The 25,530-nt window shown below is 64.0% G+C and carries 28 protein-coding genes; 8 read left to right on the forward strand and 20 right to left on the reverse strand.

What is annotated here, in order from left to right:
• Window positions 1-52: 52 nt before the first annotated feature.
• From JMJ54_RS01875 to JMJ54_RS01890, 4 genes are read right to left on the reverse strand one after another with little or no spacing between them, the layout of a single operon-like run.
• Entirely contained in the window at window positions 53-640 is a 588-nt protein-coding gene (locus JMJ54_RS01875; protein WP_203536249.1) for a hypothetical protein, read from the reverse strand.
• Window positions 640-1,599, reverse strand: coding sequence for a hypothetical protein (locus JMJ54_RS01880; RefSeq protein WP_203536250.1), 960 nt, complete (start codon window positions 1,597-1,599; stop codon window positions 640-642). The genes JMJ54_RS01875 and JMJ54_RS01880 overlap by 1 nt, the downstream gene beginning before the upstream one ends.
• On the reverse strand, window positions 1,596-1,904 hold the full coding sequence (locus JMJ54_RS01885) for a hypothetical protein (protein ID WP_203536251.1): 309 nt from the start codon (window positions 1,902-1,904) through the stop codon (window positions 1,596-1,598). Before JMJ54_RS01885 ends, JMJ54_RS01880 begins: the two co-directional genes overlap by 4 nt.
• Before the next feature lie 12 nt (window positions 1,905-1,916).
• A complete protein-coding gene (locus tag JMJ54_RS01890; RefSeq protein ID WP_203536252.1) occupies window positions 1,917-2,372 on the reverse strand; it encodes a phage regulatory CII family protein in 456 nt (151 codons plus the stop codon).
• A 293-nt stretch (window positions 2,373-2,665) separates the two neighbouring features.
• On the opposite strand from JMJ54_RS01890, the gene JMJ54_RS01895 reads away from it, so the two are divergent.
• The 6 genes from JMJ54_RS01895 to JMJ54_RS01920 all read left to right on the forward strand — a co-directional run bounded on the left by JMJ54_RS01895 (window position 2,666) and on the right by JMJ54_RS01920 (window position 5,395).
• On the forward strand, window positions 2,666-3,097 hold the full coding sequence (locus JMJ54_RS01895) for a hypothetical protein (protein ID WP_203536253.1): 432 nt from the start codon (window positions 2,666-2,668) through the stop codon (window positions 3,095-3,097).
• A 213-nt stretch (window positions 3,098-3,310) separates the two neighbouring features.
• On the forward strand, window positions 3,311-3,538 hold the full coding sequence (locus JMJ54_RS01900; protein WP_203536254.1) for a hypothetical protein: 228 nt from the start codon (window positions 3,311-3,313) through the stop codon (window positions 3,536-3,538).
• On the forward strand, window positions 3,535-3,726 hold the full coding sequence (locus JMJ54_RS01905) for a hypothetical protein (protein ID WP_203536255.1): 192 nt from the start codon (window positions 3,535-3,537) through the stop codon (window positions 3,724-3,726). Before JMJ54_RS01900 ends, JMJ54_RS01905 begins: the two co-directional genes overlap by 4 nt.
• Window positions 3,723-3,929: a hypothetical protein gene (locus JMJ54_RS01910; RefSeq protein ID WP_203536256.1), complete on the forward strand. Its 207-nt coding sequence runs from the start codon at window positions 3,723-3,725 to the stop codon at window positions 3,927-3,929. The genes JMJ54_RS01905 and JMJ54_RS01910 overlap by 4 nt, the downstream gene beginning before the upstream one ends.
• A 114-nt stretch (window positions 3,930-4,043) precedes the next feature.
• Window positions 4,044-4,286, forward strand: a complete 243-nt coding sequence (locus JMJ54_RS01915; protein WP_203536257.1) for a DUF4224 domain-containing protein — start codon at window positions 4,044-4,046, stop codon at window positions 4,284-4,286.
• Window positions 4,286-5,395 carry a tyrosine-type recombinase/integrase gene (locus JMJ54_RS01920; RefSeq protein WP_203536258.1) on the forward strand — a complete coding sequence of 370 codons (1,110 nt, stop codon included), beginning with the start codon at window positions 4,286-4,288 and terminating at the stop codon, window positions 5,393-5,395. Before JMJ54_RS01915 ends, JMJ54_RS01920 begins: the two co-directional genes overlap by 1 nt.
• Window positions 5,396-5,609: 214 nt before the next feature.
• Here the strand turns inward: JMJ54_RS01920 and JMJ54_RS01925 are convergent, their stop codons facing one another.
• From JMJ54_RS01925 to JMJ54_RS01995, 15 genes are all read right to left on the reverse strand, one after another.
• Complete coding sequence (locus JMJ54_RS01925) at window positions 5,610-6,599, reverse strand: hypothetical protein (RefSeq protein WP_203536259.1); 990 nt, start codon at window positions 6,597-6,599, stop codon at window positions 5,610-5,612.
• Window positions 6,600-7,211: 612 nt separating this feature from the next.
• Window positions 7,212-7,628 (reverse strand): universal stress protein, encoded by a 417-nt coding sequence (locus tag JMJ54_RS01930; RefSeq protein ID WP_203536260.1) that lies wholly within the window; start codon window positions 7,626-7,628, stop codon window positions 7,212-7,214.
• A gap of 530 nt (window positions 7,629-8,158) precedes the next feature.
• Window positions 8,159-8,851: a class II aldolase/adducin family protein gene (locus tag JMJ54_RS01935; protein ID WP_203536261.1), complete on the reverse strand. Its 693-nt coding sequence runs from the start codon at window positions 8,849-8,851 to the stop codon at window positions 8,159-8,161.
• 62 nt (window positions 8,852-8,913) lie between these two features.
• On the reverse strand, window positions 8,914-9,690 hold the full coding sequence (locus tag JMJ54_RS01940; protein ID WP_203536262.1) for an ABC transporter permease: 777 nt from the start codon (window positions 9,688-9,690) through the stop codon (window positions 8,914-8,916).
• A gap of 10 nt (window positions 9,691-9,700) precedes the next feature.
• Window positions 9,701-10,519: an ABC transporter permease gene (locus JMJ54_RS01945; protein WP_203536263.1), complete on the reverse strand. Its 819-nt coding sequence runs from the start codon at window positions 10,517-10,519 to the stop codon at window positions 9,701-9,703.
• Window position 10,520: 1 nt separating this feature from the next.
• The gene (locus tag JMJ54_RS01950) at window positions 10,521-11,723 is read right to left on the reverse strand and encodes an MFS transporter (RefSeq protein ID WP_203536264.1); all 1,203 of its coding nucleotides are present in this window, start codon (window positions 11,721-11,723) and stop codon (window positions 10,521-10,523) included.
• Window positions 11,720-12,784: a PhnD/SsuA/transferrin family substrate-binding protein gene (locus JMJ54_RS01955; RefSeq protein WP_203536265.1), complete on the reverse strand. Its 1,065-nt coding sequence runs from the start codon at window positions 12,782-12,784 to the stop codon at window positions 11,720-11,722. Before JMJ54_RS01955 ends, JMJ54_RS01950 begins: the two co-directional genes overlap by 4 nt.
• Entirely contained in the window at window positions 12,781-13,860 is a 1,080-nt protein-coding gene (locus JMJ54_RS01960) for an aliphatic sulfonate ABC transporter substrate-binding protein (protein ID WP_203536266.1), read from the reverse strand. Before JMJ54_RS01960 ends, JMJ54_RS01955 begins: the two co-directional genes overlap by 4 nt.
• Before the next feature lie 18 nt (window positions 13,861-13,878).
• Window positions 13,879-14,289, reverse strand: a complete 411-nt coding sequence (locus JMJ54_RS01965; protein ID WP_203536267.1) for an ExbD/TolR family protein — start codon at window positions 14,287-14,289, stop codon at window positions 13,879-13,881.
• Window positions 14,289-14,996 carry a MotA/TolQ/ExbB proton channel family protein gene (locus JMJ54_RS01970; RefSeq protein ID WP_203536268.1) on the reverse strand — a complete coding sequence of 236 codons (708 nt, stop codon included), beginning with the start codon at window positions 14,994-14,996 and terminating at the stop codon, window positions 14,289-14,291. The genes JMJ54_RS01965 and JMJ54_RS01970 overlap by 1 nt, the downstream gene beginning before the upstream one ends.
• Before the next feature lie 9 nt (window positions 14,997-15,005).
• A complete protein-coding gene (locus JMJ54_RS01975) occupies window positions 15,006-15,800 on the reverse strand; it encodes an energy transducer TonB (RefSeq protein ID WP_203536269.1) in 795 nt (264 codons plus the stop codon).
• 13 nt (window positions 15,801-15,813) lie between these two features.
• A complete protein-coding gene (locus JMJ54_RS01980; RefSeq protein ID WP_203536270.1) occupies window positions 15,814-16,854 on the reverse strand; it encodes an ABC transporter substrate-binding protein in 1,041 nt (346 codons plus the stop codon).
• A gap of 9 nt (window positions 16,855-16,863) precedes the next feature.
• Window positions 16,864-18,033: an LLM class flavin-dependent oxidoreductase gene (locus JMJ54_RS01985; protein WP_203536271.1), complete on the reverse strand. Its 1,170-nt coding sequence runs from the start codon at window positions 18,031-18,033 to the stop codon at window positions 16,864-16,866.
• A 202-nt stretch (window positions 18,034-18,235) separates the two neighbouring features.
• Window positions 18,236-19,522: an amidohydrolase gene (locus JMJ54_RS01990; RefSeq protein WP_203536272.1), complete on the reverse strand. Its 1,287-nt coding sequence runs from the start codon at window positions 19,520-19,522 to the stop codon at window positions 18,236-18,238.
• Between the two features lie 84 nt (window positions 19,523-19,606).
• Window positions 19,607-21,841: a TonB-dependent receptor gene (locus JMJ54_RS01995; RefSeq protein WP_203536273.1), complete on the reverse strand. Its 2,235-nt coding sequence runs from the start codon at window positions 21,839-21,841 to the stop codon at window positions 19,607-19,609.
• 420 nt (window positions 21,842-22,261) lie between these two features.
• Here JMJ54_RS01995 and JMJ54_RS02000 point away from each other — a divergent pair, with 420 nt between their 5' ends.
• Entirely contained in the window at window positions 22,262-23,296 is a 1,035-nt protein-coding gene (locus tag JMJ54_RS02000; RefSeq protein ID WP_203536274.1) for an ABC transporter substrate-binding protein, read from the forward strand.
• 15 nt (window positions 23,297-23,311) lie between these two features.
• Here JMJ54_RS02000 and JMJ54_RS19340 read toward each other — a convergent pair whose 3' ends face one another.
• Window positions 23,312-24,358, reverse strand: coding sequence for a sigma-54 interaction domain-containing protein (locus JMJ54_RS19340; RefSeq protein ID WP_308437956.1), 1,047 nt, complete (start codon window positions 24,356-24,358; stop codon window positions 23,312-23,314).
• A gap of 440 nt (window positions 24,359-24,798) precedes the next feature.
• Between JMJ54_RS19340 and JMJ54_RS02010 the strand changes: the two genes are divergently transcribed.
• Entirely contained in the window at window positions 24,799-25,527 is a 729-nt protein-coding gene (locus JMJ54_RS02010; protein ID WP_203536276.1) for a GntR family transcriptional regulator, read from the forward strand.
• The last annotated feature ends 3 nt before the right edge of the window (window positions 25,528-25,530 follow it).

The following is a 25,530-nucleotide window of genomic DNA, read 5'->3' on the forward strand; positions in this document are numbered from 1 at the left end:
ATGCCCCGGAGACCACCTAGCCCGATCGTTGCCGGGCTTTGTTTTGTCCTGCTCAGGCCGCTTTTGCAGCCAGCATTTCCTTCAGCTGCGCCACCGAGGCGGCAGCCACCGTGGCATTGCCGCGCTTGTATTCGGGTGGCGGTACGTTCGCCGGCACCGCCGGGCAATTACTTGCCAGTCGCTTCGATAGCAGCCGCACCCAGTCGCCCTTGCTGCGGCCCCAGCGTGCCGCGGCGATCCGGTTCAGGCCAAAGTCGCGTGCTGCCCAATAGATCGCCGGCTGGCTCCACACGGCACCGCCGAGGATCACCAGCGGTGCCTGTAGCCGGGCTTCATCGAACGCCGCCGCGAAGTCGATCGCCGGCAACACCATGTCAGCCAGCTCGGCCAGCGACGGCGGCACCGAGTCGGCCCGGACCGAGACCAGCAGCTTGTCGAGCACCGGTTTGACCATCCGGTACTGGATGCCACGGGCGTAAAGCAGATCCGCCGCCGACTGGTGCCACACCTTCTGCGCATGCTCGTCCGGATGCTGAGCCCGCCACTTGGCGCCATAGATTACCGCCAGGCGTTCCCACAGCACCCGCACCGGGATGAGGCCGTCGGCGCCGGCCGGGCGCAACCACGGATTGCGGGCCATCAGCGCCCTCCTGCGTCGACGTGCGCGACACGCTGCGCCTGCCGGCCGACGCCGGCGGCCTGCAGCACGGCCTCGCGGAACAGCTGCGGCTGGGCGAAGTCCTTCTCGAACAGCCCGAACGCTTCACCCTTGGCCTGAATGCCGGACCAGGACTCGAACCACGGCTTGCCGGACGGGCTGGATGGGGTCGTCAGCGGCACGACGTTCGACGACCTCGCCGTCTGCAGCACCTTGGCCAGATAGGCCAACGGCAGTGCTTCCGGTGCCGGTTTGTATTTGCGCGCAGTCGCCACTGCAGACCGGAGTTCGTCGACCGAGACCGCCGCACTGGCCCAGTTGCGCAGCTGGGCATGACGGGGGGACACCGGAATGCCAAGTTCGCGCAGCATCGTCGCCAGTGCGGTCAGGGTTTCGTTCCCCTCCTCGACCGGCATCATCTCGTCGGCAACCGGCTTATCCCCAGCCATGGTCGATTCCACAGATGATGATGATTCGGAGAGTAAAAACCCGACCTCTGATGTGTGCCGTTCATGGCGGTTTGAGGGGTGCCCTTCACCTCTTGCAAAAGCAGCACTGGCGCGGCTTGCAGCCAGCCCTTCATCCCTACCCTTCATCTGCCCTTCGGATTTCGGACGCACGTCGGCCAGGGTCGCCAACGGGAGTGAAAAAACGAGATGTTTCGGGTCGTGTTTGCGCACCACCAAGCCCAGCCGTTCGAAGCGCTCGAGCGCGCAACGAAGTCGCTTCTCGGTCGGCTTGACCGCCTTGGCCCGGCTGCAAGCCTCCGGATGGCTCTCGACTGCTTCCGAGAGGCTCTGGTACGAAATGCCGCGGGCCCGACCGACGATGCCGGTCTGGTAGTCCATGTGCCAGCGCAGGCCCAGCACGTACAGCTTGAAGTCGAACGGATCGAGGTATTCGAGTGCGGTGCGCTCAGCGTCGGAGATCAGTACGCTCATGCGGCCCACCTCGTTCGCGGCAGTAGCACCACATCGAACACCCGCAGATCGCCACGACTCTCGATCACCCCGGCAGTGAGCAGCTCGGCCAGCATCGCTCTTAGCTCCTCATACTGCAGAGGCCTGTTCATCACCGGTACCGGCCCCACCAGTGACGCCAGTTGCGTCAGCACCGACTGGCGCGGTCCGGTGACGTTCGCATCGCGCAGATCCACCAGCCGCAACAAACCCGACACATACACCCGCTTCGCCAGATCCGAGCAGCGCTTCAGCGCCCGAGCCTCGACATGCGTTACCGCAATCATGTCCGCTCTCCCTCAGCCCACCTGCAGCAACATGCCGGCACCCACGGTCAGCAGACGACGCAGGTGCTGCTCGATCCGCTTGCGCTCGGCCGGGCTCAACTGCTCGCCCCACTCGCTGTCGGGCGCTTCGGCCCGGGCAATCTCGCCGCCGGTGTCGCCGCACTCCTTCGCCAGCAGGCAGAACTCGCGCGACAGCTCGCGCAGCGAACGATGACCTTCCGGCAGCGGCACCGTCACGTAACCGCACAGCGACGCCAGCGCATCGGCGATCACCGGACTCTGCATGCGGTCGGTGATTTCGGCGGCCTCGGTCAACGTCAGCTGGTTGGCGTCGTTATTGGGGTTGAGCTTGTTGGTCAGGATGGTCGCGTTCTTGTGCATCACCGCAGCCAGCCCCACGATCCCGTTGTGGTGGCTTTTGGCCAGCACCTGCCCGGCAACGACAACGTGGCGATAAGCCTGTTTCATAAGGCGCTCTCCTTGGAAAATGGTGTGAAGGCGCGCTGCGATGCCGACAATGGCAGTGCAGCAGGAAGAAAAAAGCCGGCAACACCGGCGAAAGCCACGGCGGGGCACGCCGAAGCGGTGGAACTTAAATCGGAACATTTCAAGACGAGGCCACAGCTCAGAAAGCAGTCGGTTACAAGCGGTTCGTCCTCAAACCCACGCTCGAAAATATACCTCACAGGTATATTTTTCCGCAACACAAATGTACCCAGCAGGTCATTTACGTGAGGCGTCAACGTTATGAAAATGGCTAGATGGATATCTACGCAATTCGCCTAGCCAATTTGCGCCTGCTCGCGCAAGAGGTGGGCGGGCGCCCACAGCTCGCAAAGCTGATGAACATCAGCTATGCACTGCTGAGTAACTACATTGGCAAAACACCGGTTAAAAACATCGGTGACAAGATCGCACGGGATGCAGAAACCGCCGCACAGAAACCTCACGGGTGGATGGACGCTCGCCATGACAGGCTTAATGTCGCCGATGGTGCGCACAGCACGGACCAAAGCAAACAAGCCCAAACGCTGCGCTTACCTAGCATCACGGAAGATCTATGGGTTCAAGTCCCTCCCAAAGCACTCCTCCTGATGGAGAAAATTGCGGTTGCAAGTGCTAGCGGGGCTCTCAGTGACCAGTCCTTGTCTCTCCTCGTCTCCACAGCCGACCATCTCGCGAACGAGAAGTAACTGCGCAGCAAGCACACTCCACAAGCCCAAAAAGCCGCCTTTTCAGGCGGCTTTTTCAATGCTCTAAAAAGATACCCCGCAGGTATTGATTTTATATATACCTTGTGGGTATATTTATTTCACGCCACCTAGCGCAGCAGGCCTCGGGGAGGCGTGCAAAGGACATGGCCCGCTGCGCACCAATCCGGTGAGAACACCGGAAAGGTATGCAACATGCAATCCATCCGAACTTACGGCCACGCCATTCAACAACTCCCTACACCCCGCAACGCCACTATCTACGCTTTGATGGTTGGCAACGGATTGGTAGTCGCACTGATGAATCCGATCTTCGCCGCTGGCTATCGAATTTACAGCAGCGTCGACACCCGCTTCTATGTCCTGAAGCACGTCGAGACATCGAGAGGGAGTGATGGCGACCCCATGAGGGCCGCAGCATGATTTTCGCCCTTCAAATCCTCGTCACAGCGGCCTGCCTCGCCCTAGCCTTGGCTATCAGCGCTGCATGCAGCAACCTGCCCCATCCACTCGACAAGATCACCGCAGCCATCACGATCTTCAGCCTGCTCGGCATCTGGACATTCGTCATGGATCTGATCAATACCGTCGAACCGGAGAATGCGCCATGAACGTCCAAGCAGACGCCGCACGGCTGGCCAACACGCCATGGCGCGCACGCCCCGGTAACCAACACATTCATCCTGAGCGTCGTGAGGAGTTGGCCGTATTGAATGCCAAGCGAGCTGAACTCGAAATCGTCCGCCACCGACGTAACGCCGAACAGATGCAGCGCGAAATGGCTACGGACTGCCAAGAGCCGTGGCAAGAATAGTGGCAATTTTCTGGTGTTGGCCGAACTGAAAAGAACGGCCTCCTTGCTCGCATGGCGAGCGCCACAACAAGCTGCATCACATCTACAGCCAAATTGATTTCATTGGAAAACGAGATGGACACACAACTTGCAGACTCGCAAAGCATGTTCTTGAGCCAATCTGAAATTCGCGAACTGACCAATTGCACTCAGCGCCGGACGCAGATAACCGCCTTGAATACCCTCGGCATAGAGCACCGTATCCGACCGGATGGAAGTGTGCTGATTTTGCGCAAGCACATCGAACGCTTGTTAGGCGGCACCATCGCAACCGAGCGCCGCGGCAAGGTGTACGAGATCGACCGGAGCACGATGTAGTGCCGCGGCAACGAAAACCTGAAAACAAAGGGTTGCCGGCTCGCTGGCAGCGCCATCACGGCGCGTATTACTACTTTGTGCCACCCGGGCTGGAGTCGTACTGGGATGGCAAACGGAAGTTCCGGCTTGGCACGAACCTGCCCGAGGCATATCGCGCTTGGGCAGATCGCCTTGGTACGCTCGACAAAGCGGGCAACATCGGTGAGCTGCTCGACCGATATGCACTCGAGGTCATTCCGGCCAAGGCGCCGACCACGCAATCGCAAAACCAGATCGCAGTGGCACGTTTGCGCAAAACGTTCGCCGCATGGCCGCTCACGGCTGTCGAGCCCCACCATATTTACACCTACGTCGACGCACGCACCAAGACAGTCAAGAGTGCGGACGGCCAACCCCTGAAAGTCAAAGCCAGGACCGCCGCGATGCGAGAGATTGAAGTCCTGTCGCACGCCTTCACCAAGGCCGTTGAATGGGGCTACCTGAAGCGTCACCCCTTTGCCCGCGAGGTGCGCCTCCCCGGCGAGAAACCCCGGGATCGTTATGTCGAGGACTGGGAAATCGAAGCCTGTCTGTCGATCGACAGCAAGCGGAAAAAAGGCAGCGTTCTGGCTGCACAAGCATATGTTCGCCTGAAGCTGCTGACCGGCATGGCGCGCGGTGACTTGCTACGTTTACCAGTGCCGGACTTCACTTCAGAGGGGATCGAGATCCAGCGGCACAAAACGGCCAAGAGCACCGCCAAGCGCACCATTTATCTTTGGACGGACGCCTTGCGCACCGCCGTACATGACGCCATCGCAGCGCGACCGAACTCCAGATCATCATGGTTGTTCTGCAATCGCCGCGGGGAGTGCTACATCAATGAAGAAACCGGTCGCGCAGGCGGATGGGCATCACTTTGGCGCGGCTTCATGGATCGCGTCATGGCCGAAACGGAAGTAAAGGTCCGATTCAACGAGCATGACATTCGGGCCAAGGTCGCCAGCGATGCAGAAACCGTCGAGCACGCTAGCGCCCTGCTTTCACACGCCAACATCAGCACGACTAAACGCATTTACCGCAGAAAAGCAGAGCGCGTTATACCCTTGGATCCCAAAGACTATAAGTAGACTCCGAGGGGATGATTTTCGGTCGAAGCACTCATTGGACGCACCGCAGCTCAAGCCCGCCTTACGCAGGACCATAACCAAAAATTCCGCGTACCTCACCCTACCAAACTGTAACGCTTGAGTTAACGGGCCGGCTTTATCTCATATAACGGGCAATGGGGAAATTCAACAATAAGCCGGTTGCCCCCCTCTAGGCAGGGCACCGCGATTTAATTTATTTGTAAAGTCGCAATGACCCAATAGATTTGCAGTCCTGAGTCTGTCGATGAGGGTACGCAATGGATTCGCACTTATCAGATGTTGTTATCTGCCCTTGGCATCCATAGTACCCCCAGTCTCCGTTACTGACGAAGCCGGGTGCAGTACCTTTGGGGCACTGATAAACTTGTATTGAGCTGGCTTCTGCCGTGCGACTAGACAGCACGGAAATTGCCTCTGAATTTGTCTTCATCTGACGCTGAAGATCGCTCGACCATTGGTATGGATAGACTGCATCAGCATCTACAGGGAGCATAAAAGCTCCTTTAGTCGTTCCGATACTAATATCAACCTTGGGATACACCGTTTCACGCTTCTGAGATTGAGGCTTTCTGATGCATGTTATAGGCCAGTAACTGTCTGTTAGTGCCTTTGTTGTATTTGCATCTGCATTAACACGCTTTTTACTCGTATCGCTATCCGGAACCGAACACGACAGTAAATTTGTATCGTATGTGATTCCTTGGACGCTCGCGGGTGATGCATTGGTTCTAGCAACTTCAATAACGATAAGTGTTTGCGCAATTCTGGGGCGAAAGAGCACGCCCTGCCCCGCAAGAGATTTGCAAGCGAGCCATGAATTTGTTGTTTCGTTCACCACACTTGAAACAGAACGATAGTACGACTCGCTCTTTTTGTAATCCGAATCGAATGTTTTGCAAAAATGCTTCGTTCTTTCTTCTGCACTACCAAAACCCAAATTGAATTTAACTGGAACCGATTTAATTACCGCCTCTAGGCCAGCATTAAAATTCACCCCACTTCTTGCCTGATCATTTTCGCAATACTGATCATATATTTTGAGCGCAACTCCAATATCAGCTGTTTCTACCGAATAATTCCTGGCACTGTAGGTTAATACGTCTCGACAGCCATCATCTATTTCTGCCCACGCGCCACTTGACAACACCACCAAAGATGCCGCCATGTATTTTCTAATATCCATTATTCCACTCTCCTTTGTAGAAGAAATTAGAACGGCTATACCGTAAAGCCAAACGTGGCGTATCCGCTACGGCGTATTAAAAAGCGACATTTTTTTGGATAACACCGCCGGCAGCCGGTATCTCGAGTGCTTTTTTGGTGCAATACCTGTTCTGCATCTTCCAGCAGATGCGCACTTTTCAGGGAGGTTGGACATATATTTGGACGTGTCGGATAACACTCGAAACGCACCACGAACCCGCTTGATTGCGCAATCGAGGGATTGCCTGTGCTACCGCACTACAGCCCGTCAACCGATAAAACTTACATTCACCGTATGAAATAACTTTATCACGCTAGAATACTTATGCAAGCAAAAAAGAAAATAGACGACAGAAGTTGGTCTGTTCTCTTCTTCATCTGGCCGTGAAGCGTGATGCGCCGACATCAACGCAAAACCAGGCGCTGTCGGCTTAGCTGCTCTTGTACATAACGGATCTGGAAGTGTATCTGCCTTGGCTGGACGGGTTGATCGAATCGACCAGCACACATAACAACGGCACGGGGTGTGGCCGAGGTCGGTCACTTGCTGGTCCAGAGGCAGGGCATGACAGCGTTGGCACTAAGCCTGCTCTCACGGAAAAACCAATACTGGAAACGGAGCACGGGCAACGACAGTTTTCCAGACCACACCTTCGATCGCATGGATCAACCCGCCGGTGTGTTGCTTGCCGATCACCAAGAGGTCGTAGCCACCCTGCTGAACTTGGGCCAACAGCTGCTCCGTTTCATCCCCCCAAGTGACCGCAAGTTCAAGCGGTACACCCAGCACTTCCGCCTGTCGCTTCAGAGGCTCGAACTGCGGTGCGATCTGCGCTTTGACCTTGGTGATGAAGTCGTCTTCGGACTTGCTCATGACGTTATCGAGCTGCGCCCGGATGACCAGCAAGGTCACCGATGCACCTGCCGCCTTCGCTAGTTCCAGCACCCTCCCAGCGGCCTGGTCCGAGAGATGCACGGCGTCGAAATCAACCAGAATACTGGTGAACATATCTGCTCTCCTTGAGGCTTCGGGCATACGCAACGCCCGGTGCTGCTTGCTCACGTGCTGGCCATGCTCGTCCACCACCTGCTCGTCGCTTGTTCGACACCGCGTTTGCGAATCAGTGCCTGCGTGTTGGGTCATGTACCGCAGCAGTGGTTGTGATTCGTCGCGACGTCGCTCATGAAGTGCTACTGCCGGCTTCGTTCATCGATCGGCACCGTGCTCGTACGAACCGGGTTATTGAAGAAAATTCACCCCATATAAATCAATAACTTAGAAAAATCTCTTTTCCTCTGAATCACCCACCATCAAACCAGCAGCGCTTTGATTACCAAGCATTTTTCTGACGGAAATGCCGAGGTTAATAGCCTATCGGGAGTTCGCCCCCCCTCTTTCAGCCAGAACACGAAAAAGCCCCTGATCGTTCAGGGGCTTTTTGTTGTTTGGCGCATCGAACGAAACTGCTGCAGAACGTGAAGTCGGCAAGTCATCCGGACGCCACCCGCGTTCGAACGCTGCTTGGCGCGCTCACTCGTTCAGCCAGCAGTTGCCGGATACAGCCCGCCCATGCGCCACTGTTGTTCCAGCACGCCGGGGCCGAATTCCTTGCCGCCGCCGAGCTGCTCGGCCAGCCCCTGGAAGTACGCCGCTTCTTCGAGAAGCAGAATATATTTCGACACGGCAAGGATGTCCGTTCCCCAGAACGTCGCGCCGCCGTTGGCTTCGAGGATGGCCGGCGTGTGCGGATTTTCGGCGATCCGGTCGAGGATGAAGCTGGCTTCGCTCGGCCGTCGGTCGATGTAGACCGGGATCTCGCGCGCCAGCGTCACGCGCTGGGCCGGCGCATAGCGGATCGGCAGCACGCGGTGGGCGCTGGCCCAGCCGCCCAAATACGGCGTATGCACGTGGATCACTGTGCCGATTTCGGGCCGCTGCGCGAACACCGCGCTGTAGCGCGCGCCGCCGGCACCCTGCCGGCCTTCGCCCGACAGCGGCGTACCGTCGAAACGGATTACCGCCGGCTCGGCCGCGTCGTCGTCCCACGGGCCCGACGCCGACTGCACCACGAGTGCGTTCTGACCGGGTACGCGGGTGATCGCCTGGAAGGTATTGGTGGCCGACAGCGTGCGCGTTTCGCGCAGCACCCGGCTGGCCTGCGTGAAGTCGCGTTGCGCCTGCGCGATGAAGTCCGCCAGTTCGATCTGCGGATTGCTGTGTTTGTCCGACATCATGTGCTCCTTGTTGATTCGTCAGCGCCCGTTCGGGCGGAAATGGGAAACGGCTGCGGCACTCAGGTCGACACCGCGTCGCGCCAGCGCAGCAGCCAGTGCGCCAGCCATTCGAACAAGCGGCTCAGCGTGTAGCCGAGCACGCCGATCACGGCCACACACACCAGCACCACATCCATGCGCGCACCGGTTTCGGCGGTGAACATCAGCGTGCCAAGGCCCAGCCCGGCGGCGAACAGCAGCTCGGTACCGACGGCCGCCATCCAGGCCACCGCCAGCGATTGCGATACCCCGGTCAGCACGTTCGGGCTCGCCGCCGGCAGCGACACCTGCACGAAGCCCTGCCACGGCGACAGCTTCGAGATCGCCGCCAGCTCGCGATAACGCCGGTCGACGCCACGCAGTCCTTCATACGTACCCAGCAGGGTCGGGAAAAAGGCCGCCATGGCGATGACGAAGAGCTTTGCCGGCTCGCCGTTACCGAGCCAAAGCCCCAGCAACGGCGCCCAGCCCAGCAACGGCACCTGCCGCACGGCGTTCAGGACCGGCGTCAGCGCACGGTCGAGCGGCCGCAGCGATGCGGTCGCCACGGCCAGCGCAAATCCCGAGCCGGCACCGATTGCGAGCCCCAGCGACATCCGCGACACGCTGGCCGCCAGCGCATGGCCAAGCTCTCCGCTGGAAAGCAGTTCGTCGATGCCGGCCAGCATCTGCCCAGCCGGCACGAAGACCATGGCGTAGGCCGGTCCCTGTCCGGACAGCCATTGCCACAGCACGAGCAGCAGCAGCGGCAGCACCAGCGGCTTGCCCTTGCGTAAACGTTCTGCGAAAAGACTCATCATCGTCTCCTCAGCGCCGCCAGCGCGTGGTCAGGGTTTCGAGCTGGCGCACGCTGCGGTCGAGCGCGAAGCCGATCACGCCGGTCAGGACGACGCCGAGCATGACGATGTCGATACGGAAGATCTGCCGCGCCATTTCCATCATCTGGCCGATGCCGTTCTCGGCGGCAATCTGTTCGGCAACGACGAGCAGCATCCACGAGCGGTCCAGCCCGATGCGCAGGCCGGTCAGGATCGACGGCAGCGTCGCCGGCAGCAGCAGGTGGCGAACCACAGCCGGCCGCGACAGCTTGTACAGCCGCGCGACCTCGAAATAGCCGCGCGGAATGTTCCGTACCGCATCGTGCGCGGCGATCGCCACCGGGAAGAACACGCCCTTGACGACGATGAGGATCTTGAACGTCTCGCCAACCCCGAAGGCAAGGATGAAAGGCGGAATCAGCGCAATCGTCGGAATGTGCCGGAACAGGTGAAACAGCCCGCCAGCGTAATCCTCGACATTGCGCGACACGGCCAGCGCCGCGCCGAATGCCAGCCCGCCCAGCGCGCCAATTCCGAAGCCGATCGCCAGCCGCGACAGGCTCACGCCCAGATGCCCTTGCAGCTCGCCGTCCTGCCACAACGCGATGCCCGCGTCGGCGACCGTCAGCGGCGACGGCAGCAGTTGCGGCGAAATCCAGCCGCTGGCCGACAGCGACGACCAGACCAGCAACAGCAGTGCCGGCACGGTCAGCGACGACCACGGCAGGAGCGAACGCCATGCCGGCCAGCGCACCGGCCACGGCAGGCTGACCGCTTGCGCGGCTACGAATCCGTTCGGTTTGTTCATCTCAGGCCCCCGACGCATTCAGCCGGACCCGCGCCGCATGGCGGCCGGCATGCAGGCGGCACGCCACCGCCGTCAGCAGCACCAGCGGAATCCAGGCAAGGAACACCTGCTGCATCGGCAACCAGCGGTTCAGTACGCTGCCGGCCATTGCACCGGCAAACGCCCCGGCCATCGACGCCAGATTGAACAGGCCCGAAATGCGGCTTTTGTCCATCCGGTGGCGGCTGAGCTGGCCCATGTTCAGCAGGTGGATCATCGCCGCACCCAGACTCATCAGCACCGCGCCGACCGCCAGCGGCACGAAGCCGCCCCCCAGCCCCAGCAAGGCCAGCCCGGCACTCGCCGAAACGATACTGGCCGGATACACCCGCCGTGCACCCAGCGTCCCGACCACGCGGCCCAGCCCCAGCAACCAGAGCACCGATGTCGCGCCCTGCACCATCACCAGCTGCAGTGCCTCGGCCTTGCTCATGTGCAGCGACTGGAGCGCCACGACGACGATGAAGGTGCCGTAAAGCGCATTGGTCGCCCCGGCCAGCACCTCGATCAGGCAGCTGTTACCGATCTCCGGGCTGCGGAGCATGTCGCGCAAACCGGCGATCATCCCTGCCGGTGCCTCCACCGACGGCCGTGCTTCCGGCAGGAAGGTATGGCCGTACACCGCCATGACGGCAAAGCTCGCGGCGACGACGGCGAAAATGCCGACATGACCGAGCCGCGCGCCGAGCAGATCGGCCGCCAGCGGCCCGCACAGGCCGATGCCTACGACCAGTGCCGCCCGGTACCAGCCGGCCCGGTTGCTGCCGGCGTACTTCAGGTGTTCGAGAAAGGCGCTGTTCATCGACACGATCCGGAACGGAATGCACAGGCCGATCAGCAGCTGCGTCAGCGCAATCGCGTACCAGACGCTGGTGAACGGAATCAGCAGGTTCAGCAGCAACGGCCCGAGGCTGGCGATGAAGTACACGCGCCGCGCGCCGAAGCGGGCAATCAGGAAGCCCGCCGGTACGGTCACCAGCACCATGCCCAGCGATTCCATCGCCGAGATCAGGCCGACCTGTGCTGCATCGGCGCCCAGATGCAGCGCATAGAACGTCGTCACCAGTTTGGCCGTGCCGATGGTCGCGCCGCTGAGCATCGCCAGCAGCACGAAGTGCAGCAGGAAGCCGCGCGGCGAAGTACCGGCATCGCGGGCGGCGTTCATTGGCGGGCCACCTTCGTATCGGACCAGAACTGCGTCAGCCCGAGCGACTTGAGCGCGGCGTTGACGAAGCGCGGCTCGAACGTCGCCGGCATGTCGACATCGCTGCCGGTCAGCTTCGCGCCCTTGGCGTAGCGCGCCACGTCGCGGTAGTGCGCAGCCAGTGCATCGGTGAACAGCGGCGACGCGCGCTGCTTCCAGGCGGCCGCGTCGCCATCGTAGTCACGCCGGAGCACGCTTTCGGGCAGGCCCGATGCCGCCTGCAGCCGGAGATAGGCATCGCGGTTCTGTTCCTGCGACGCCCAGTGCGCCGCCTTGACGTACGCATCGACGACAAGCTGGGTGATGGCAGGGTTGGCGGCAACGAAATCGCTGGCGCCCCACAGTTCGGCGCGCATCTGCCAGCTTTCCGGCGACTGCTTCGAATTCCAGATGATCTTGCCGACGCCCTTGTCGACCAGCAGCCACGCATCCGACAGCGTGAAGAACGCATCGACGCTACCCGAACTCAACGCCGCCGCGCCGGCCTGCGGGTTCAGGTTCACCAGCTTGAAGTCGTTCTGCCCGAGCCGGTTGGCCTGCGCCAGTTGCAGGAACGGGAACTCCCACGGCCGGCCACGGTGCAGCGCGATGCGCTTGCCCTTGAGGTCGGTGATCGACCTGGCGGACGAGTTGGCCGGCACGACCAGATACGTCGTCGACGTGCCGCCCGGCACCAGCAGCTTGGTCCTGATGCCCGAGGCGTTGGCGATCACCGAGGGCAAGTCACCGTAACCGGCGAAATCGATCCGGCGGTTGGCAAAGGCCTCGTTGATCTGCGGCCCGACTGCGGCGGTCGACACCGGCACCCACGTCAGCTTGACGCCACGCTTGGCCAGCGCCTTTTCCAGATCACCCTGCTGCGCGATCAGCCCGGACACGCCCGAGTAGCTGGTCTTTCCGCCGGTGGCGTAGGAAATCGTCGAAATGCGGACCTCGCGCACCGCATCGGCGGCGGACGCCAAGGCCGGCAGCAGGGCGAGCAGTGCCGACAGTGCGGCGGTCAACAGCGGTTTGCGTTTCATGTCTTGTCCGTCAGTTGGGTTCGGGCGGTCCGGTTCAGCACACGCTGCAGCGGCGCCGGATCGATCCACTGGTCGATGTCGAGGTCGCCCGGCAGGAAGCCGTGCGCCAGCAGGAAATCCTTGAACTGCCCCAGCGCAGCAATGGCCTCGGCCTGCAGGCCGGTACCGAAGCGCTGGTGCACTTCGTCGCCGTAAGCCAGCCGCAGCCACGGCTCGGTCGAGCCCGTTTCGCGCCCGAGTTCGTAATGCACCTGCTTGCGGTTCACCCTTGCCCAGCCGTCGACGTCGACCACGCGGGCCAGGAATCGGTCGACCAGATCCGGCCGCTCGGCCAGCAGCGCCGCGCTGACGGTGATCGGCCGTGGCGAGCCGTTGTTGATGCGGATGGCCGGGTCGGGATGGAAGCCGATGTCGGTGATCACCCGCGCACCGAGCAGCTGTGCGGTTTCAAGGCCGAGCGAGCCCTTGGCGTAGATCGCATCGACGTCGCCGCGCACCAGCGCCCTGCCCTCGGCCGCATACAGCGACCGGCTGGTGACGCTGCCCGGGTTGGCAAAGTGCGCGCGCAACGGCTCGGCGTCGGTCGGCGTGGTGCTCACCGGCACATCGACCAGTTCGACGTCGGCCAGCGTCAGCCCGGCAAGCGACAGCGCGCTGGCAAAGCCGCGCAGCGCCGCGGCACGGAAAATGTCGATGCGCTCGCCGGCGCGCAGCGGCAGGCCGATGCGCTTGCCCTTGAGGTCGGCGATGTCACGGATGCCGGCCTGCGACAGCGCCAGCAGCACCTGCGATTCGTCGATCCAGCTCAGCCCGATCACGCGGGTGTCGGCGCCGGCGGCGCGTGCCCAGATCGCCGGAATGCTGCCCCCCTGACGGAAGGCATTGGCCAGCGAGTGATCGACATGCGCATGCCGGACGGCATCGGCGCCGGCCTGCTGCATCGACCGGACGCGGACCGGCTCACCGGCGAAGGCGTCGTCGAGCCAGCCCAGATGGGCGGCGATACCGAGCGGCGTCGGCACCGGGCAGCGGGTGAACCAGAGCGCATCGGGAGAGGAAATCGTGGAGGTCGTCATGATGTGTCCGTCAGGAGATCAGCTGCCCGGCTGGGTCAGCACCGACAGCCGGGTAATGCCGGCTCGCTCGATGCTGGCCATGGCCTTGGCGACGTGGCGGTAGGCCACGCCCTCGTCGGCCTGCAGGTTCAGGCTGAGGTCGGCGCCACCGCGCTTGAGCGCAGCCAGCTCGGTTTCGAGTGATTCGGCCTTCACTTCGCGCTTGTCGATGAACACGCGCTGCTGTGCATCGATGCTGACGGTGACGGCCTTGTCCGGCGCCGGTGCGGCGGTGGCCGCGGTCTTGGGCAGGTTGATGTGGACCGCGTTGTTCAGCAGCGGCGCGGTGACGATGAAGGCGACGAGCAGCACCAGCATCACGTCGACCAGCGGCGTGATGTTCATTTCGCTGAGGACTTCGTCGCCCTGGCTGGAGGTCGAGATGGCCATCAGGCTGCGACCTCCTTGAACGCCACGCCACGCACCACCGTCGGTGCGTTCGCTGCCGGGCGGATGCGGAAGCCGTTCTGCTGCGCGAGGTTGACGAAGTCGGTCGCGAAATCGTCGAAATCGGCGCCGGCAAGCTTGAGACGGCGCAGGAAGAAGTTGTAGGCCAGCACCGCCGGCACGGCGACGGCGATACCGACACCGGTGGCGATCAGCGCCTCGCCAATCGGGCCGGCAACGACGTCGATGCTGGCCGACGCGGCGTGGCTGATCGCGCTCAGCGCATGAATGATGCCGAACACGGTGCCGAACAGGCCCACGAACGGCGCGGTGGAGCCGATCGACGCCAGTACCGCAAGTCCGCTTTCCAGCGAACGGCGTTCCTTGTGGATCTGCTGGCGCAGATGCCGTTCGAGCAGCTCCTGCCGGTCCCAGCTGTGTTCGAGATCGTGCACGGTGCCGTCGCTGCCGCGCAGCGCGGCAAAGCCGCTTGCCGCCAGCCGGGCCTGCGGGCCGGTTGCGTCGTCGAGTGCGGCAGCCTGCTCAAGGCAGGCGGCGGCCCAGAAGGCCTTGCCGTAACGGCGGTCCTGCTGCGCGATACGCCAGTGCTGCCAGCCCTTGATCAGGATCAGCGACCAGGTCAGCACCGAAAACACGCCCAGCGCCCACAGGGTGCCGTCGACGATCAGGGTGGTCAGGAATTCGGACATGATTTACCTCTAGTTGGCGAGTTTGAATTCGATGGGAACGATGGCCCAGCTGTCGACCGATGCGCTGCCGCGCTTGCCTGGCACGAAGGCCCAGCGTTTCACGGCCTTGATCGCGGCCTCGTCGAGCATCTTCCGGCCGCTCGACTGCTTGATCTCGATGCGGTCGGCGTTACCGTTGGCAAGCACGAAGACCCGCAGCAGCACCTTCCCTTCCCAGCCCTGGCTCATCGCCATCGGCGGGTAATCGGGTGCCGGGTTGTGCAGATAAGCGGTCGAGCCGTTGGCCTCGGTAACGGTCTCGGCGGCTGCAGCGGGCGCGGCAGCCGGTGCCGGCTCGCGGCTGACGGCAACCGTATCGGCTGCAGGCGCAGCGGCCGTCGTGTTCGGCACGGCAACCGGGCGGGCTTGCGGCGTGACCACCGCGGCTTTTGCCACCTGGGGTTGCGGCCGGGCCTGCGGCATGGGCGGACGCGGCACCGGCGGTTTGGCCGGCTGCGGGAGCGGCTTGACGGCCTGCGGCAGCGGTTTGGCCAGCTCGATCCGGATCGGCGGCACCTTGGCCGGCACGATGGCCGGCTGCGGTGCTTTCTGTCCGGACAGCAGCGCAGCGCCGCCCCAGTGCACGGCGGCGACCAGCAGCGCCAGCGCCAGCCAGATCCTGTACGGCGCAGCCGGTTCGTCGGGCAGCACGACCGTTGCCGGGGCCACCCGGTGAACCGCCGGTGCCGGCCGCAGTACGGCATTCCGCTGCGCTGCGCGACGCGAGGCACGGCCCCAGCCGGTCGCCAGTTCGGCGCTTGTCATGGCGTTCTCCCGATCATGCGGAAATCCGCCGCGCGTGTTCGGCCAGCGCGGCCAGCGGCGCCGGGTCGATCCAGGCATCGATGTCGACGTCGGCCGCGAGGAAGCCGTGCCGTAGCAGGAAATCCTTGAAGGTTTTCAGCCCGGCGATCGACGTCGCGGCCAGATCGGTCTGCAGCTGCGTGTGTACGCTGCGGCCGTAGGCATAGCGCACCCACTCGTCCGACGCGTCGGTTTCGCGGCCGATGTAGGCGACCGCGTCGTCCGGGTGCGCAGCAGCCCAGTGACCTGCGGCGACCACCTGGTCGAGGAAGCGTGCGACCAGATCCGGCCGGGCATCGATCAGCGCCTGGTCGACCGTCAGCGTGCGCGGTGTGCCGTTGCCGTTGCGCACCAGCGGGTCGGGGTGCCGGCCGAGGTCGGTGACGACGTGCGCGCCGAGCATGTGCACGGTCTGCAGGCCGAGCACGCCCTTGACGAAGACCGCGTCGACGTCGCCGCGCAGCAGCGCCTGTACCTCGTTCAGATAACCATGGCGGCGGCTGCCGCCAAAGGGGCTCGGATACACAGGCTGGTCGCCCGCTTCATTCGGTGGCGGATCGCGCAGGTCGACCAGTTCGACTTCATGCAGGCCGATCGCTTCGAGCGCCAGCGCACTCTCGTAACCCTTGAGCGCGGCGGCACGCGTGAAGTCGATGCTGATGTCGTGTTTCGGCAGCCCCAGCCGGCGGCCGCGCAGCCCGGCGATGTCCGTGATCCCGCTGCCCGGCAGCGTGACGATGCCCTGAAACTCGTCGGTCCACGACAGGCCGATCACCCGCGTGGTCGCACCGCGCGCACGGGCCCAGATCGCCGGAATGTTGCCGCCCTGGCGGAACGAGTGCGCCAGCGTGTGATCGAAATGCGATTCGCGCAGCGCGGGGTCGCCGGTTTCCTGCAGCGAGCGCACGGTGATGCCGTCAGGCCTGAAGGCCTGTTGCAGCCAGCCCTGCTGGAAGGCGATGCCCAGCGGTGTCGGCACCGGGCAGCGGGTGTACCAGAGTGTGTCGATGCTCATCGTCGCCCCCTAGGCCACTGCAGCCAGCGGTGTCGGCGCCACGCTGCGGCGGGCCGCCTGCGCGACCAGCGGCAGCACTTCCTCGCCGACGCGGTAAGCTTCTTCGAGGTGCGGATTGCTGGCGAGGATGAAGGAACTGACGCCGATGTCGACGTACTCGGCCAGCCGCTCTGCCACCTGCTCGTGGCTGCCGACCAGCACGCAACCGGGGCCACCGCGGATCTGCGACATGCCGGCCCAGATGTTGCGGCCGACAATCAGGTCGTCGAACTGCTGGCTGCCGCCGTGCAGCGCCTGCTGGCGCGCAGCGCCGACCGATTCGGACTTGCCGCGCTGGCCGCCGAAGCCGAAACCGCGTGTCGTATCGCTCACCGTGGCGTGCATCTGCCGCAGCTCGGCCCATGCCTGTTCCTCGGTTTCGCGCGCCAGCACGTCGATGCGCATGCCGAAGCGGATTTCGCGTTCGATGCCGAGCGCGTCGAGCGTGCGGCGGGTCTTGTCGATCACTTCCTGCTGCTTCGCCAGCGGCTCGCCCCAGGTCAGGTGGATGTCGCCGTGCTTGCCGGCCACGCGCATCGCCGCGTCGCTGGCGCCGGCCAGATAGATTTGCGGCACCGGCTGGGCGTCCAGCGGATGCAGCAGGCCGCCGCCTTCGACGCGATAGTGCTTGCCGTCGTAATCGAACGGCGCGCCGGCACTCACGCCGCGGACGACGTCGAGGAACTCCTCGGTGCGCGCATAGCGCTCGTCATGCGCGCTGAAATCGCCGTAACCGCGCTGGGCAACCGGATCGCCGCCGCTGATGACGTTCCACTCGACCCGGCCGCGCGAAATGCGCTGCAGGCTGGCCGACATCTGCGCCGCGTACGCGGGCTGGATGAAGTGCGGTTGCAGCGCGATCAGCAGACGCAAACGGCGGGTTTCACGCGCCAGTGCGGCGGCGACGACCCACGGCTCCTCGGTCATGCGGAAGATCGGGATCAGCGCGCCGTGGAAACCGTTGATCTCGGCAGCACGCGCCACCTGCGCCAGATAGTCGATGTAGCCGAAATCGTCGTTGTCGACTTTCGGCGCAACGCGCGAACCGGTCTGGCGGTTCCATTCGCCGCGGGTGTGCAGATCGTGGGCGCGGCGGCCGTCGCCGTGCTGCGGCAGGCGCCAGAGGAAATCGAGGGACATCATGAATCCTTGTGATGAGTGATCGCCCATGGGGCTTTGAACCAATAATTAGCAGCAACCGTGCCAGCGCATGAAAATCGCCACACACCGATGTTTTAAAAGGAAATTTTCAAATACGGACCGGATCAGCACCCCCAGCCAAGCGGGGTGCTGCTGCACACGCGACAACCAGCTGGTGACGGGGTGGTGATGCAGCACCACCTCACTCACCACCAGACCCGAGGGTGTCGAGCATCAGCCCGGCAAGCACGCGTACACCGACCCGCAGCGCCGCGTCGTCGACGACGAAATCCGGTGAATGGTTCGGCGCGGCGCGGTCGGCCGCGATGCCCGGCGGGGTGACCCCAAGCCCGACGAACAGCGCCGGCACGGCGCGGGAGAAATAGGCGAAGTCGTCGGCGGCATAGCTGCCCGCCCCCAACGTCACCCGGCCATCCGGTGCCAGCGTGCGCAGCACCGGCAGGTAGCGATCGACCAGCGCCGGGTCGTTGTGGCCGGACGGATAGCCTTCGGTGATCCGCGTTTCGGCCCGCCCGCCGGCACTGGCCGCAATGCTGCCGGCCGTCTGCTGCAACCGCGCCAGCACCGCCTCGCGCTGCGCCGGCGAGACCGTTCGCACGGTGCCTTCCAGCGTCACGGCGTCGGGAATGATGTTGTGCCGCACGCCGCCGTCGATCCGGCCGACGCTGATCACCGGCGCGGCCTGCGCCTGCAGGTCCGACTGCCGGCTCGGAATCGTCTGCCACGCCAGCACGACCTGTGCCGCCAGCGTCACCGGGTCGATCCCCGCCCACGGAAACGCCGCATGCGTCTGCCGGCCGATGATGCGGGTGACGAAGGTGTCCGAACCGGCGGTGACGCGGTCGCGGCTCAGCGACACGCTACCCGACGGCCCGGGGCCGACGTGCAGGCCAAAGAACACGTCCGGTTTCGGATCGGCCAGCACGCCCTGCTTGATCATCAGTGCCGCGCCGCCTTCCTCGCCGTCCGGCGGGCCTTCCTCGGCCGGCTGGAACACCAGCTTGACCGTCCCGTGCAGTTGCGTGCGCCGTTGCGCCAGCAAGGTCGCGACGCCGAGCGCCATCGCCACATGCGCGTCGTGGCCGCAGGCGTGCATCACGCCGACGTCGCGGCCGTTCCACGTGCTGCGCGCGGTCGAGGCAAACGGCAGGCCTGCCGGCTCGGTCACCGGCAGCGCATCGAGCTCGGCGCGCAGGGCCACGGTCGGCCCGGGGTGATCGCCACGCAGTACCGCAATCACACCCGTGCCGGCGACGCCAGTCCGCACCTCGTAGCCGAGCGGCCGCAGCGCATCGGCCACCAGCGCGGCGGTGCGGAACTCGCGGTTGCCCAGCTCCGGATGCCGGTGGATGTCGTGCCGCCAGGCGACGACTTGCGGATCGATCCGTTCGATATCGGCATCGAGCGCCGACCACGGGCCGGCATGCGCGGCACCGGCAAGCGCCAATGCCAACAGGAGGATTTTCATGGGGAGTTCCGTGCAGCGGCCGGTTGCCGGCCGCGGAGATCGGTCCGCGCCCGCCGGGCCATGACGGCCCGGCGACGACGCGGTTCAGAGCTTGCCGGTGAAGGTCAGGCCGAAGGTGCGTTCGTCACCCCACAGCGACTGGTAGGCGCCGTAGGACGGCACGAGGCCGAGCTTCTTGTACTGCTTGTCGGACAGGTTGTTGCCCCACAGCGTGACGCTGTACTTGTCGCCGAGCGCAAAGTAGGCCAAGCGCGCGTTGATCAGCGTATAGCCGTCCTGCCACAGGTTCGGATCGGTCTGGCGCGTGGCGCTGAAGTACTCCTTGGCGCGGTAGATCAGGTCGCCGCCCAGCGAGATGGCGCCATCACCCAGCGGCACGCGGTAGTCGCCACCGAAGCCGGCCGTGGCCTTCGGCGCACGGGCAAACGAGTTGCCGACCGCCCAGGGCACGTTGTCGAACTCGGTGTACTTGGTGCGCAGGAAGCCGAGGTTGGTGTACAGGCTCAGCGCACGGGTCGGCTGGCCCTTGAACTCGAGTTCGAGCCCGTCGGCCCGGCCCTTGCCGGCGTTCGACAGGGTAGCGACGCTGTCGCCGGTACCCAGTGCCGACGGCGCCAGCGCGAACACCTGGATGTCCTTGTAGTCGTAATGGAACGCCGTGGCGTTGAAGATCAGCCGCTTGTCGAACCATGCGCTCTTGAAACCGATCGAGTACTCGGTCAGGTATTCCGGGTCGACCGTGTTGAACGACGCATCACTGTCGGCGCCGGTGTTGTAGCCGCCGGAACGGAAGCCGCGGGCGATGCGTGCAAACACCAGCGCGTCGTCACTGAGGCGGTACTCGGGCGAGAAGTCCCACGTCGGCGCCGACCAGGTGTTGTCCTGCTGCTGCGACAGCGTCACCGGCAGGCCGTTGCTGCCCTGCTGCCACCAGTTGCCCGAATCGCCAAGCGCGATGCCGGGTTTGGCGGTCACGCCGTGCAGGTCGATCTGCTTGCGCTCGCGCGTCCAGCGCAGGCCGGCGGTCACGTTGAAGCGGTCGGTCACGTTGTACGTCGCGCTGCCGAAAATCGCCTGGCTGTCGGTGTCCTGATTGAACCAGGTCCGCTGGTAGGCCGTGCCCGCGGCACCTTTCGGGCCATTGGCCAGCGTACCGCTCTGCGCATCCGAGCCGAGGTTTTCGCCGAACAGGTGCAGGCCGGCGATCCACGTCAGCGCCTGTTTCGGCGACGAGGTCAGCCGGAACTCCTGCGACCACTGGCCGGAGCCCAGATTGCTGTGACCGCGCGCGACCTCGTTCGGCGACGCGTCGTTGTCGCCGAAGAACTCGCGGTCGACGCGCTCGTAACCGGTGATCGACGTCAGCGTGATCCCCTGCGGCAGCGCCCAGTGTCCGGTCAGCGCCGCACCGCGGGTTTCGATCTCGTCGCCCGACTGCGCGTTCAGCGACACATGGTCGACATCGGACGACGCCTTGAAGCCGTACAGATCCTTGCCGTTGAAGATCCCGGTACTGCGCCACGGGTTGCCCGCACCGGTGTATTTGCGTGCATGCACGTTCAGCAACAGATCCGAGTCGTCCGACGTCAGCGCCAGCAGCTGCGCCCGCACCGCGTTGTCCTTGAAGCTGCCGAACTGCTCGCCGGTGTAGTCGTTGGTGATCGAACTGTCGCCCTGCTCGTGATAGACCGAGACGCGCGCCGCCAGACGCTCGTCGACCAGCGGGGTGCCGACGGCACCTTCGAACACATTGCTGCGGTTGTTGCCGAAACCGAGCTTGGCGTAGCCGTCGGTGTCGAAACCCGGTTTTTTCGACAGCACGTTGATCGCCCCGCCGATGGTGTTCTTGCCCCACAGCGTGCCTTGCGGACCGCGCAGCACCTCGACCCGGTCGAGGTCGAACAGCGGCACGCCCTGACCGAAGACGTTGTTCAGATAGACATCGTCCAGATAGAAACCGATCGGGCTCAGCGAGGTCGGCGACGGATCGTTGCTGCCCACGCCTCGCAGGAACCAGCGTGGCCGCTCGCGCCCTTCGGTCGACTGGCCATTGAAGTTGGGCACGTAGCGGGTGATGTCGTTGACGGTGCGCAGCTCGTCGTTGCGGATTTCGGCACCGCCGAGCGCGGTCACCGCGACCGGCACGTCCTGGATGCCCTGCTCGCGCCGCAGCGCGGTGACGACGACCGACGACAGCTCGACGCCATCGGGGTTTTTGGCGCTGTTCGCGGTGTCCTGGGCGTGGACCGGTGCGGAAAACGCGCCGGAAAAGCCGAGTGCCATCAGCACGGCCAGTTTGCGTTGACGGGGATGTTGCATCTTGTAGTGGCTCCCTGAAGCATGAATCGGATGCTGCGACTCCCTCGTTCGGGGAGCGCGTGAGTGACAAACCGGGTCATGCATCGCAATTCGCGTGCCAGCAACAAAACACGTTCAAATTCAATTGATTAGAAGATTTACCCGATCTCAGGGAGGGGCCGGCTGTTGCAAGCCGCACCACCCATGGTGGCCAGCTGGTGCCCCACCACCACACCGCAATGCTCCGACCTCCGCAGTCACCGGCAAACGCACTGGTGATCCACCACCACCGGAGCAGCAATCGCTGTGCAGAATCCAGCAACCGGTCGTCGCCGGATCACGCGCCAGCGCCAAACTGTCGCATGGCTTGCTTATTGCTTGAGCCCATCTCCGCCTGCTGCACTGCACGGGCGGCATTTTCCAACCGCAAGCGAGTACCGAATGGCATCCATTTCCGAGCCGCAATCCCCCGTCCTGCCACTGAGCTACGCCCGCTCGCCGGTCCCCACACCGCTCGGCATTGCCGTGCATCTGGGCTGGCTGAATGGCGAGCTGTCCGCCGACGGCATCGCGATCCGCTCACTGCAGTCGACCGATCCGTCGGCCGGCAGCAGCAGCTTCCGCACGCTGAGCCAGTCGTTCCGCCAGGGCGGCAGCGTGCCGGCGATCTGGGCCCGCGCACGCGGAGCGGCAACGCGGGTCATCGGGCTGACGTGGGTCGACGAATCCCAACTGCTGATCACCCTGCCGGACAGCGGCATCACGCAGCTCGATGCGCTCAAGGGGCGGCGCATCGGCCTGCCGCTGCGGGCCGACGACGGCATCGACCTGTTCCGCGCCACTGCCTTGCGCGGCACGCTCAATGCGTTGTCGCTGGTCGGGCTCGACGCAGGCGACATCGAACTGGTCGACATCGCGGCGGCGCCGATCGAACCGCGCCCGCAGGCGCCGGCCGCCAACGACTACGCCGCCGAATGTGCGGCGCTGCTGCGCGGCGAGGTCGACGCGATCTACGTCAAGGGCGCACACGGGCTCAAGGCCGTCGACGACATCCGTGCCCGGGTCATCGCCGACATCGGCTTCCATCCCGATCCGCGCATCCGCAACAACAACGGCACGCCGCGCCCGCTGACGGTCAACGCCGACGTACTGCAACAGCACCCGGACATCGTGAGCGGTTTTCTGGGACTGGTGGCCGACGCCGGCGACTGGGCCCGCACGCATCCGGGCCGGACGCTGGATTTCGTCAGCGCCGAAACCGGCATCGAGGTTCCCTGGGTCAGTCGCGCCTATGGCGACCGGCTGCACCTGCATCTGGGGCTTGGCCTCGACGACGCCGGCATTGCGGCGCTGGGCGACTTCAAGTCCTTCCTGCTGGAGTGGGGTTTTCTCGAGCGGGATTTCGATCTGGCCGACTGGATCGACCCGGCACCGCTCGACGCCGTACTGGCCGGCCGGCAGCGCCGGCTGGCCTGACACCGGGCCGCCGCTTCAGGCAGCGGTTTCGCGGCGCACGTCGAATTGCGCCAGGCGCGCGCGGACGATGTTGCGGCTGAGGTTGAGCAGCCGCGACGTCTGCACCGTGTTGCCCTCGCAGAATGCGTAGGCGACGCGGTATACCGTCTCTTCAATATGCAGCCACAGGTCGGGGTGGCCCTGCTCGCACAACGCCAGCAACGCTGCTTCCAGCGTCGCCACGCCGGCCGCTTGCGGTTGGGGCGCCGCTGCCGGCGCGGGTAGTGCCAGCGAGGTGAAATGCAGATCGCCGGTATCGATCCGCTCGCCGCTGCTGACCAGCAGCGCATAATGGATCACGTTCTCCAGCTCGCGGATGTTCCCCGGCCACGGGTGCGCCAGCAGGCGCGCCTGCGCCGCATCCGTCAGCACCGGCACGCCGATGCGCAGCTTGCCGGCGTACAGCGCGAGGAAATGCCGCGTCAGCACCGGAATGTCCTCGCTGCGCTCGCGCAACGGCGCAATCGCCAGCGGCGCAACGTTGAGCCGGTAATACAGGTCCTCGCGGAAACGGCCGGCACGTACCGCCGCCTGCAGATCGACGTTGGTCGCCGCGACCAGCCGCACGTTGATGCGCCGCGGCTGGCGCGAGCCGACACGCACGACCTCGCGCTCCTGCAGCACCCGCAACAGCTTCACCTGCATCGACAGCGGCAGATCGCCGACCTCGTCGAGGAACAGCGAACCACCGTCGGCCGCCTCGAACCAGCCGGCACGCTCGCCGGCCGCGCCGGTAAACGCGCCCTTCTCGTGGCCGAAGAGTTCGCTTTCGATCAGGTTTTCCGACAGCGCGCCGCAATTGACCGCCACGAACGGGCCGTCCTTGCGCTCGCTGAGCGTATGCACCAGCCGTGCAATCAGCTCCTTGCCGGTCCCGCTCTCGCCGGTGATCAGCACCGTTGCATCGCTCGGCGCAACCAGCCGGACCCGCTCGCGCAGGATCCGCGATTGCGGCGCCTCGAAGGTCAACGCCTTGGCGCGGATCGAAATGGCATGTTCGGGACTGTTCGGTAACGTCAGCACGGCAGTGGCACGAAGGAAGAATCGGCCCAGTATCCGCGCCGGTGCAATGCTGCGACAAAGAATGCTTGCGCATATCCATATGGCACGAAGCTTACAAATCCGGATCAGGATAACCATCGCCGGCGCACCATGTCAGCAAGCGGCGCGCTCGTGCCCCGTGTACCGCGGCGTCCGGCCCGATATCACACGCTGATACGAGTGCACATCGCTTACAGCAGGCCACGTCATCCCGATGACGACCGTACACAGATGCGCTGTTGAGAAATCAGCAATCTGCTGATTTCGCTGTTGATTTATCAACATCACCGGGCCCAACCCCACACGCACGGAACCAACACAAATTACATACAGAACAATGACTTGCACATCAAACCATCCGTTCAATCCGCCATGGCACGCCGCTTGCTAATCATGACCTGTCATAACAAGTTGGCCATGCCATGCCAGACTCCCAACGTGCCGCTCAGCCGCTCTACGGCCGCATCCGAGACGAGCTTCGCACCACGATCCACGCCGGTGCGTATCTGCCGCACGAGCGACTGCCGTCCGAAAGCGACCTGATGTCCCGCTACGGCGTCAGCCGCATTACCGTGCGGCAGGCGCTGGGCGAGCTGGAAAAGGAAGGCGTGCTGTTCAAGGTTCCCGGCAAGGGCGCCTTCGTCTCCAAGCCCAAACCCTTCCAGCAACTGGCCCGCCTGCAGGGCTTTGCCGAGGCGATGCGCGAGCATGGCCACGAGATCAGCAACCGGCTGCTCGACATCCGCACCCTGCCCGCCGACGCTACCGTGGCCGAACGGCTGCAGCTGGCGCCCGGTGCGCCGGTCACCGAGTTGCGCCGCGTACGGTTGCTGAACCGCGAGCCGGTATCGCTCGACATCACTTACGTGGCACCCCACATCGGCGAACGGCTGGCCCGCGAGGACCTCGCCTCGCGCGACGTGTTCGTCATCCTCGAAAACGACTACGGCATCGCCCTCGGCCATGCCGATCTGGCCATCGACGCGCAACTGGCCGACCCGGCCACCGCCCGGCTGCTGGCGCTGGAGCCTGGCGCGCCGCTGCTGCGCATCGAACGGCTGACGCACGACCGCCGCGGCCATCCGGTCGATTTCGAATACCTGTACTGCCGCTCCGACAACTTCCAGTTCCGCCTGCGGATCGCGCGGTAAACG

It is taken from the genome of Jeongeupia naejangsanensis (assembly GCF_016865585.1).
GTDB lineage: Bacteria > Pseudomonadota > Gammaproteobacteria > Burkholderiales > Chitinibacteraceae > Jeongeupia > Jeongeupia naejangsanensis.